The organism is Bacteroidota bacterium, assembly GCA_016213405.1.
Taxonomy (GTDB): Bacteria; Bacteroidota; Bacteroidia; order Palsa-948; family Palsa-948; genus Palsa-948.
On the sequence record JACRAM010000036.1, the window covers coordinates 64,155 to 76,292 of the forward strand.

The window sequence follows — 12,138 nt, forward strand, 5'->3', positions numbered from 1 at the left end:
AATGATTACACACACAAAAATTTTACGGGGCATTTTCCTGATGGCTGTTTTGGCCGGGCAGGAATATGCAAGTGCTGCCACTCAAAGCATCTGCGCCACGCGAATTGAAACTAAGCCGAACCCAGTAATTGTCGGTGCGCCCAATGCATCCACCACCGCTAATTTTCTTCCCTACAATACGGGCAGTTTCGCAGATATAAAAGTGGAAGATATTATAATGCTTGCCGTTGATCCGCATTACCCCCAATTTTTTTCTGCTCCAATGGATGTGAAAGTTACATTCCAGATTACTACGTTTGATCCTAATGATAATGTAAATCCTACTCAGCCTTCTCCTGTAACCCTCGAAGTAAAATACCATCCGTTTGATAATCTTGAATACCGCGATAAAGAAGTTCATCGGTTTACAAACGTCTACAAATATACAGTAACCATTACGGACATCCAGGTTTCTACGGACGGAGGACTTTCTTACCAGTATCAAACCACGCTGCCTGCAAACCTTTATATTGATGCCTGCGTAAATGTTGAACGGTATTATGATTTTTCCTTCCAATCATCAATTCCAATCATACTTAATTCCATTGATAGCATAGACCTGGATTGTGATAGCAAATACGATGAATTGGAAATCAGTTGGCCTACCAAACCAGGCGCAGAAGAATACCAGTTGGAATGGACGTTTGTAAATGATTATAATCAACCTCCCCCCAGCGCATCATTTTTTTCTCCTTCAAATTTAAAATATGATTTTCGCGGCAACAGCACACGCATCACTACGGCTAATATTAATTATCGCATACCGATAATTTTTGACCACGGCTATCTATTGTTCCGGGTTCGTGCTATCGGAAGGGTGATGAACAACCCTTCGCAAATCATCGTGGGATTTTGGAGCGTTATCGCTGATCAGGGAACTGTGAACAATGTTTCATCGAGATATTATGTTTGGGATCCTCACGAAAGAGATAAAAACTGGCAAGTAACCACAACCTTTGCAGAGGAGGGAAAAAAGAAAGAAGTCATCAGTTACTTTGACGGCACCTTGCGCAACCGGCAGACCGTAACTAAAATCAACACCGATAAGAATACCATTGTTGGTGAAACAATTTACGACCACCAGGGCCGCCCTTCTGTTACAGTGCTTCCTGTGCCTGTGCCTGCGCCCGTATGTACTAACACACTTGTACCTATAGAATCCGTAATCAAGTTTTATCCCGATTTCAATAAAAATGCTGCAGCCACAGATGAATATTCCAGAGACGATTTTGATGTGGACAAAACAGCGTCCCCCTGCTCCTCAGATGTTGCAGGCATGAGCATCTCATCAGGCGCTTCCAATTATTACTCTCCACAGAATCCCAGTCAATCCGATTTTCAGGCATTTGTACCCGATGCAAAAAAATTCCCTTTCACACAGGTGGAATACACTCCCGACAATACAGGACGCATCCGCAGGCAGGGAGGAGTCGGAGAAGAATTCCAGCTCGATGATGGTTCGGGTACAAAACACGAGACAAAATATTTTTACGGACAGCCAAACCAAATTCAACTTGATAGATTGTTTGGTTCTGAAATGGGAGATGCCACTCACTACAAAAAAAACGTAGTTGTGGATGCAAACAATCAGCACAGTGTTTCCTATCTTGACCAGGAGGGAAGGGTTATTGCTACTTCGCTTGCAGGAGCGGTCCCAACAAACCTTGATGCCTTACCTAGTGCATTGCCTGCAACAAAAACATTTACCGTGGATGCATTTGCAAAAGACGCCAATGGTGTCAGCCAACTTAATACTGTAAATGTTTCTCAGACAGGAATTGATTTTTCTACACAACTGCTCGTGACTTATGCAAGCACATATACTTTTAGTTACGATCTTAAAATTGATACCCTGAAATTAAGTTGCGATGACACTGCACGTATCTGTTTCAACTGTGTGTATGATTTAGAAATTAAAGTTTCAGACGAGTGTGGACAGAATCTTGCTGTTGTTGGAAAAAAGGTTGGAAAGTTGGTGAACTCAAGCGGTGTGGTTGTGTTCAATGCTCAGGATTGTTCGTCTCCATCTCAGTTCACGCAGAATGAAAACTTCCAGATCACTTTAACACCGGGCGTGTATACAGTCAGTAAACTACTGACCATTGATGTAGCCGTTCGCGATTCGTTTATCAATGCATATCTGGACAGCATGAATAATTATGCGTGCGTTAAAACCCTGTTCCAGTTCCAGCAGGACGCGCTTTCTAAAATAGATACTTCCGATTGCTACATTGATTGCAGTGATTGTATTACAGGGCTTGGCGACCGAGATGATTATATTGCAAAGGGAGGAACGGGCTTTGATTACGACCGCGAGTACGAAGAGTGCAAGGAAATGTGCAAGACAAGGGCCACACTTTGCGAAATATCTTACGAGCAAATGCTTTCGGATGTTTCTCCGGGCGGACAGTACGCACAGTATTTGGATACGATAAACAATATTGTTAACCCTGCCCTTTATCCTTTGTCGGTGCTGCATACAGGTAATGTTTTGCCATATGGTTTTCATCCTTCAAACTCCTATGGAGACTGGAGAAATCCGAGAGCGATTTTGAATAATACTACTTATCTATTCTATCTGGAAGAAGACGGAACTCGCTCAACTATTCCAGTAGCCATTGACCCGAGCCAGCCGAGCGGATATTGGCCGAACGTATATAATCCAAACACAAATATTTTTCAGAATACACAAGGCGATAATTTTACTTATCCTGAATTTCTATTATATGCAAAAGATTTTATCGCAGCATGGAAGCCATCCTGGGCAAAATCACTTGTGCAATATCATCCCGAATACTGTTATTACGAAACATGCAGGGAATATAGCATCAAGCAGGGTCTTGATAAATTTACTAGCGATTCATTTGATTCTCTGCTCATCGTTTCAGAAAATTTCAATGATGCAGTTGCCAACAAACTTATCAAAACAAACTATCTCAGTTTCACCGACCCCAATGACCGGGTAACAGATTGGTTTAATACACTGAATAGCCCTGCTACAAATCCCTTTGACCCATTTGCCACAAACTCCTCAGCATTTAGTCCTTATGGAAACATGCTGCAAACAAAATTTGATTTTTACTTTACTAATCCGAATAATTACACTATGGTTGAAGCAGCCGCCATGGCGGTACGCTGCGGAAAATTATACGGTATTACTCCAACGCAAACTTGTATGGAGTTCGGAACTGATTTAATACCGAGCGGTCCGCAGAATATTAATGACAGCATCCGCAACTTGGAATGGAAAGTGCTGAGAGGATTTTACTTAAGCGCCAAACAGCAGTTGCAGAACGACCTTGCCGATGCGGACGCAATAAAATCCCCCTGCTTTGCATTGAATGACTGTATTGGCTACAAGGACTATGACCCAGCTACGGCAGGTATGTTTTCAATAAAACCACCATTCTCAGTATCCCCACCAGTCCCTCCGCCCACGGCAAGCCCTTTTCCGAATTTTAATCCTTTGAATAGGATTCCATATTTTGATCAGGCGCAGCCATGCGGCATACATTTCATGGCATTGTATAGAAACAAATTCAAACGCTTCCCTGAAAAAGAAGATCTGCCTCCTTCTGATATAAACCAAGTGGCATATCAGATGTATCTTCAATCTGGTCAGTGCGCGAATGCTTTTAATCTGCAGCAATTGCTGGATGCTTTAGCGGGAAAGCAAAAACTGGAAGCAACAGGTGAAAGTTTGCTCAACTATGCCGAGTACAATGCTCTCTACCTTTCCAAGCATCACTATGCCCCACAGCAGCCGATTACCTCAGAAGGTTATACATGGAACGGAACAGCAGTCGGTAATTTACTGACGATACAATGGAAAGAGCCCAATATTCCCAACACAACAAAATGTGTACTGACGCTTGACAAAACGGGTACAGGCACTTATAACTGGAGCGACATCATCGGCTTTAAGGATTTGAAAGCGCTCACTGCAAACACCTATACTGTTCTTGCTGTTCTTGCAGGCACAAGCAGTTTTCCTTCGTTCATATATAAACCCATTTCCGGCACCATTTCCTGCATTAATATTGCCGACTGCTTTTTTGCTCCTGTTTGCACAGGCAATGATTTTGCAAAAGATATTGCCTCGTTGATGAGTGCTCTGGCTGCAACCGGAGATTTAACCGGCATTCAGGTTGCGCTTTCCACTTCTGCTTCATACAGCGTGCTCGTTACTCAGAGAATTAAAAACATGTTCGGAACCCCAAACAATGACATGCGGTGGACGTATAATTCTGCGCAGCAGCAATTCATCATCAGCGATCCGAACAATTCACAACAAATCACATTCACTATTACCGATGCTGACCCCGTTACTTTCAGTTTAAGCAATCTTAACCAGATAAAATCTTTCAGCGATATCAGGAGCGATTTCCAAAACTTTTTCAAAGTGAACGGGAGAGATATAAATGGAAATGTAATGGTTACGCTGAAAGGAACTGCAAACAAAAAAACTATCCGTAGTGCTATTGGAATCTCCATGGGCGAATGCGGGAATCCCACTTCTTTCAATTGCATAGAAAAAGAATTTGATGTGCGGAATGACCTTGAAGCGCTACTGCACGAAGCGCTACTAAAAAAACCATTTAACAGCAACATCAATGTTTATTCTCTCAGCAATTTCACCTCACTCCTTCAATCTTATCTGTCGTTTGATACGATTCTTCCTGACTCTTCTGCTTCCACTGAAGCACAGAGCACTATTAACAATACCCATTACGATTCACTTTTATTTATAATTCCGAAATGCAGTCCTGAACCATGTTCCGATTCCGCGGCATGCAGAATGAATTTATGGATTCACAGCCAAAATCAAATTGCAACTTTCGCGAACATCCGTTCACTCGGAACTCTTGTTGCAAAAGGCACTCCTGATGCAAATGGCAACTTTCATGATTTCTGTATGATTGCTTGCTTTGACACTTCATCTACTACACTGAGCACTTCTTTTACTACTCTTCCTCACCCTCTTCCGATTTTATGCGACACCATTTTTGGAACTTCTTGCTGGCCCATAAAAAATTGTGAGCCCTGTGTTGAATTAGAAAAAGATACGGTTATTGGTCCTCTTCCGGTCGATACACTCCCGCACGATACTGTTATCATAGGGCAGCCCCGGCTTCCTATCCCGCTCGACAGCGCATCCATTGCAAAACAAGACAGCGTTGAACTTTCTACAGGATTACTTGTGCGTGACGATTCACCTCTTCTCTTTCAGCAATACGAAGCAGTCGTTACAGAAACTAATACTTCCCTTGGACTTGCTTCAACCGATCCAAATTATTTAAAGGCAGTATCCTATCCTCAGTTTTGGTCTATAGGAGTTGCGCGGGCGTTTCCTGATTACCTGCGTTTCATCCGTAACTTCAGACCTTTGATTGACGATGTCTCACTTGTTAACTCGCCAATTAATTTTATTTCCAGATACGGCTATGGAACAAATGTAGTGATGGAATATCAGAGATATACTACGGTAGTAACCCGGTATAACCAATATGCTGTTGCCTTTGGAAGCACGGATACGCTCAAAGCCATTTCCGATTCTTCTTTCTTCATGGGATGTTTTGCCGATTCGTTAAATACTTATGTGAGATACCTTGATTCGCTTATGACGGCAGGGGATACTACGCAGCCGATGGATGAAACAGCATTTTTTATCGACAGGGGAATCATTGATACCCTTCAGGATACTTGCTCAATACTATATGAGAATTATGTTCAGGCATGGCGCGTTTTTCAGGAAAGGCAGAACCAACAGACAACCTGCCTGAATTATCGGGAACTTGTGCCCCTGTTCAGTTGCGGGGATTTCAAGCGCAATAATTTATGCTGCAGCGATACCGGCTATTCATTAATCAATCAATATATCTCCTCGCTTCTTGATACCACAGCATGTCCTGGTCCGCTTCCGAAGTTAGATAGCTGCAATGCCATCAGCGTAGCTGAAGATATTCGCATCTGTGAACGCCTTTACGCGCTTTATCTAACTATACTTGACCGATATAATTCTTCCCCCTATGCATCTGCCACAGGAAATTTAATCAACACGCTCTATCCCACTTTCTCTTCCTTTCACAGAGCAGGAAGATGTAAATGTGTTCGCGCATACCTCGCTTATTTGGAACCCTATCTTGCCGATCCTGCCAATCTGACTTTGCCTCCTCCTGAGGATATTGACCACTGGCCAGGATGCGAAATCGCTTCACCCCTTCCGACAGATACCTGCGAACAAATGACAAGGAGGTTTGAATCTGCCATCACGCAGTATAATGAATTTGCCATCAGTTCCATTGGTGCAGCAGCGGATTCAACTTCACCAACACCGCGCCCTATCTTTCCTCCTATTATAGTTTTGCCTCCAGCCGAAGATGTGCTGAATCGCTTCTGCGAATGCGTTACCTCCATTGAAGCGACAGTAGATGCCATTAGAAGAGGAACATTTGACAGCAACGTATTTGCCGGTGTGGGTCAATTATCCATCATCCGGATTTGTGATGAGTTCCGTCCGCCCTGTACTCCTGACAATCCGCCTAATGATACAATCAACATGCCTCCGGTTCCATACAGCAGTCCCTGCGTGGAATATATGATAAACACCGCTCTGCAAAATGCTTATCAGCAATGGCAGTTTTATATGGATAGTTTGGCTGGCGTGGTCAGCGCGAATTACACCGCGCACTGTCTTGGCGCATTAGAGAATTTTAATTACATCTATGACGATAAAGAATACCATTTCACGTTGTACTACTATGACCAGGCGGGGAACTTAGTGAAAACCGTTCCGCCAGAAGGAGTAAATACGCTTACCATTACCTCCAGCTTTGACCCAAAAGAGTTGAAAATTATTGCCGACAGGACAAACGGTACGCGCAGCATTGATGGAATGACTTTCCACAATCTCGCGACTACTTACATTTACAATTCCCTGAATCAGTTGGTGAGGCAGAACATGCCCGACCACGACCAGATGGATATTTGGGAAACCACTTTACCGAACGGATTAGACAGCCGTTTGAAAATTACACGCACACAGTTTGTAAATTCCAGCGATGGTTATCTCACAGGATATATTGAGAGCAGCACTACTGCACCTATCGTTCCTTTCACACGCGGTTACATGTACAAAACATTCGATGGTGGAGCAACATGGCAGAAGGTTACTGATTTAGTTGCCGCAGGATTTAATAAAGTACAGATGTTTGATCCTGCGGTGGGCTATGCCGCAGGCGACCATGGAATTGCGATGAAAACATCTGATGGCGGCTCAACATGGGATATGCTTCCTACTTATGCAACTTCAATAACAGGCACGAACATCAATAATCCTCTGCTTGATGTATTTTTCACTACCAACGATGGAATTTTCGTTGGCGCAAACGGACTGGCATTAAGAACCACTGACGGAGGCGCTACTTTTTCGCAGATAACCGTGTCGCCCCTTCCGATTTCCCCGCCATCCACCGATACGCTCACCTCAATCACAAATGACGGAACAAATTATTATGTAACGGTAAAGCGAACAACAGGCAACAGACAATTTGCAATTATTTACAGCAGCGCAAACGCAACTACATGGACTGCTGCCACTTCTTACCGCGCAACGGACTTGCTGAAAGTGCAGTATTACGATGCCACCAATCCGCAGAGAGCATATGCGGCAGGCATTGACGGCAATCTTTTATGGACGGATGATAATGGCATAAACTGGTATGCAATTGCTACAGGCACAGCCGGAAAATTCAAAGACATATATTTCAGAAACGATACTATTGGAATTGCGATTATTGAAAACACTCCTGGAATTGGAAACGTTTGGAAAACCATCAATGGCGGAAACACATGGACACTGCTCAGCAGTCCTGGAGAAAAATACAATTCACTTCACTCTTACGAGCCGGAAAAAATTGCCGCAGTGGGTAAAAATGGGTTAGTAAAGCGTGCGCTTATGACGGCTCCAACTTCTCCGAACTTCAACATGAACATGGCATTCATGACCGTTCCGCCCGGTGCATCTTCGGTGGATTTCGATGCCGTGTGGGCTGCACCTCAGTCAGGAACGAACTCGATTATTATCGCGGCAGGAAGCAACAATAAAATTTATTCCACTAACAACGGCAGCAGCGCTCAAAATAGTGTTGCGTGGAATTCTCCTTCATTTTCTTTACTTGCTGGAGATTTACCTGTAAAAAAGATTGAAGCATATCTGCATAATAGTAATAACGTTTCCGGAATAATTCTTTCAAACACCGGCAAGCCAATTTATTTCTATTATAACACATCTCCTAATTTTCCTACACAAATAGGAGTCATTTCGTCCTTGTCTTCTGGCGGAATTGAAGATATAACTATAGACGGAACGACTGTTTATTTATACCATCAGACAAACAAACAGTTATATACTGTAACTCTTGCTGACAATACTTCCCTCCCTTCCGCATCAACTTTAGGTGGCGCTTCTCCGTTTACAGGAACAGTAAAATCAATTACTAAGAATGGAAATTATATTTTGCTTGCTGGGGATGGAGGACTTTCATGGAAGTTTGATATTTCTAACGTAACGTATACCGACCAGAGCGAAAACATGAAGCCGCTTGCTCTTGCTGATATCAAATCAGGTGGAGCAAATATGTACGCGATAGGAAAAGACGGCACGGCCTTAAAGCAAACTGCTGCGGGAAAGTGGACACAGGCGGAAACCGGCACTGCCGAAAATCTGAATGGTATTTATTTCAGCAGCACTTCAACCGGAGCGATTGCAGGAGACAATGGTTCGCTTTTCACATTTACAATTCCTACCACAGGTGTTGCGGTCAATTTAACTTCTCTGATCAGCCCCACATCAGAAAATCTGAATGCAATTGCCGGAACAAGCAATACTATTTATGCGTCAGGCAACAAAGGAACTCTCTTATTCTGCCAGGACATTACCAATCCCAATGTACTTGCGGGAGTTGCCACTACCACTCAGGATTTGAAAGGCGTGGCAATTCTTCCAAACACAACCAATGCTTATGCAGTGGGTGGCAAAGCGCATGTGCGTTTCTGCTTCGGGCAAAGCGCTTTCAGAATAAAAGAAGTTTTTCCTCACCGTTTGAACGGAGTTCATTTCATTGACCCCATGAACGGCTTTGCGGTGGGCGACAAATTTATTGCGCGCTATACCAGCGATGGAGGAACAACATGGGACATTTCTTTGCCCGCTTTGGTGCCTACTTCCAATGTTCCAAATTTGAAAACTGTTTATACCACCAAACCCCCCACCTCAACCACTCCCATTAAAGGAGTTACAGGCGGCACAAAAAATTTCTTTGCGAACATAAGCGGTTCAACAGTCGCTAATGCTGTCATCAGCAACCCAAGCAGCGTTACTTTCTCAACTGCCAACACTTTTTATGCGATTACATTTTCAAACTCTCAAAGGGGAATTGCCGTTGCAGGAGAAAAAACCAACAAAGGAAGAATTCTTTATACTCATAATGGCGGAGTTTCATGGACAGTTGCCGCCCCTGCGGGGGTGGATTTCAGTTTCCGCGCGGCATGGGCGTTCAAGCGGAACGACTGGGCGCTCATTACAGGAACAAAGTCAGGAGGGAACGAAAGAGTGAAGGGCTTTGATATTTCAGCAGGAAGTTTCATTACGCTTCCCAATAAAGTTAAAAATGTAAACGGATCCGGCAACGATACAATTCGTGATATTTTCTTTCACGATGATATTGCAGGATACCTTGTTGGCAGCAGGGGAAAAGTTTTCCGCAGCAGCGGGTTTGGTTTGGATGTGAATCTACCGGGCTTCCCGTGGGAAAACAAAGGAAGCTGGAATTCCATGACCGCCAATGATGGGTTGAACAGTCAAACCAGCAACAATGACCTTAATATTACCAGCGTGGCTTTTGCGACACGATACGATGGATTTTTGGGAGGCGATTACAACGGAACGATTAAAAACTACGCCCGCATTTTGCATGATGAGAGTAATCTTTTCTCCACCCGCTTCTGGTATGACAAGTTAGGAAGAATTGTTCTCTCCCAAAACACACGGCAATACGGAAACAACGCCAATCAGCGCAAATACAGTTACACGCTTTACGATTATCTCGGCAGGGTGATTGAAGCGGGGGAGAAAAAAGAAAACACCCAAACAACAACTGCCTGCAATAATACTTCCATTACAACAATGGCAGATATTTTCGGAACTTTTGTGAACAATCATTTCAATCCCAAAGTGATTGATGACTGCAAATTAAATACCTGGCTCAACGGAAACGGAAAGAGAAGAGAAGTTACCCGAACCTATTATGATGCGCCCAACCCTGCTATTGTTCCGTTCCTGCCAACTACCCCAACTGCTTTTGTACAGGAAAATTTACGCAAGCGCATTGCCACAGTTACTTATGAAGATGAGATGGACTTTAATACAAACGGAACCCCTAAAGATGAAACCTACGAGCACGCCACGCATTACACTTACGACATTCACGGCAATGTAAAAAGTTTATTGCAGGACAACCAAAAACTTGCTGTGGACAACAGCACAGTGGCAGATATTGTAGCGCAGCGTTTCAAGAGAACGGACTATACCTACGATTTAATCAGCGGCAATGTGCATAAAGTGGATTACGAAAACAACAAGATTGACCAGTGGCATCACCAGTACGAATACGATGCCGACAACCGAATAAAGAGTGTGAAAACCAGCCGCGACAATGTAATTTTCGACAAGGATGCAAAATATTTTTATTACGCTCATGGACCTCTTGCCCGTGTGGAACTTGGAGAAAACAAAGTGCAGGGCATGGATTACGCTTACACTTTGCAGGGATGGATTAAAGGAGTGAACTCAAACACCCTTGATTCCGTACGCGATATAGGAATGGATGGAAATAAAATCCCTGCTAATAACCTCAATAAAATATTTGCTGCCGATGTCTTCGGTTATTCTCTGAATTATTTTGGCGCTGACTACTCAGCCATTGACCAGAATAAAAATTTACCTGCAAATAATTTTATTGCCGATGCTTCTGCAAATACCAATCTTGCTGCTGATGCGCCCAACCTGTTCAACGGAAACATTAACAGCATGGTAACCGCAATAACTGACCCCGCAACAGTCAAGCCGCTGTCTCAACTTATGGCATACAAGTATGACCAGTTGAACCGCATCATGCAGGCAAAAGCATATAAGGATATTGACTTGGCGCAGAACAAATGGAACGCTGAGACCTACGCGAACCGATATTTTAATTCGTTCACTTACGATGCCAGCGGAAATATTCTCACGCAAAAACGGAACGATGAGAACGGCACAGCCATTGAGGATATGACTTACCGCTACAAAGTAAAAATTTACAACTTGCCTGTGGCACAGCAGCAACGCCTTCAAAACCGTTTGTATCATGTAAACGATGCCGTAACTGCAACTGCTTTTGACGATGATATAGACGATATGGGAACGTTTGATACATTAGCCGTTAGCGCTGCCAATAACTACTCGTATGATAAAGAAGGACGTTTGGAAAAAGATTTACAGGAGGGAATTGCAAACATTGAATGGATGGTAACCGGAAAAGTGAAACGTGTAACGCGTACAGCCACTCCTGTTTTTAGCAAAACCGTAAATGGAATTCCGTTTTACCCGAGCGATTTAGAATTTAATTACGATGCCTTGGGCAACCGAGTATCAAAAATTGAAAAGCCGAGGAACCAAACTTCAGGAGCATTACTGGGATCTGCTGACTATATAACCACTTTTTATGTGCGCGATGCGCAGGGAAATGTTTTGAGCGTGTATAAACAGGCAGCGCCCAGCCTTATGACCAGTTACAAGCAGATTGAAAAAGATATTTACGGTTCGAGCAGGGTTGGAATGGAAGTAACCCAAACCGAAATGGTGGTTCCTATTACTCCCTCTTTAATACACATACTCGGCAACAAGCAGTATGAAATGGGTAACCATTTGGGGAACGTGCTGGCAGTTGTAACGGATAAAAAAATACCTGTTGATATTTCTCCTGCTGATGGAATTACGGACTATTATAAAGCCGAACTTTTAGTAAGCACAGATTACTATCCCTTTGGAACGGTGATGAA

The 12,138-nt window shown here is 43.4% G+C and carries 1 protein-coding gene; it reads left to right on the forward strand.

Annotation, left to right across the window (positions count from 1 at the left end; genetic code table 11):
- Position 1: 1 nt before the first annotated feature.
- Positions 2–12,138: hypothetical protein (locus HY841_04080; protein MBI4929917.1), on the forward strand; the 12,137-nt coding region annotated here is incomplete at its 3' end.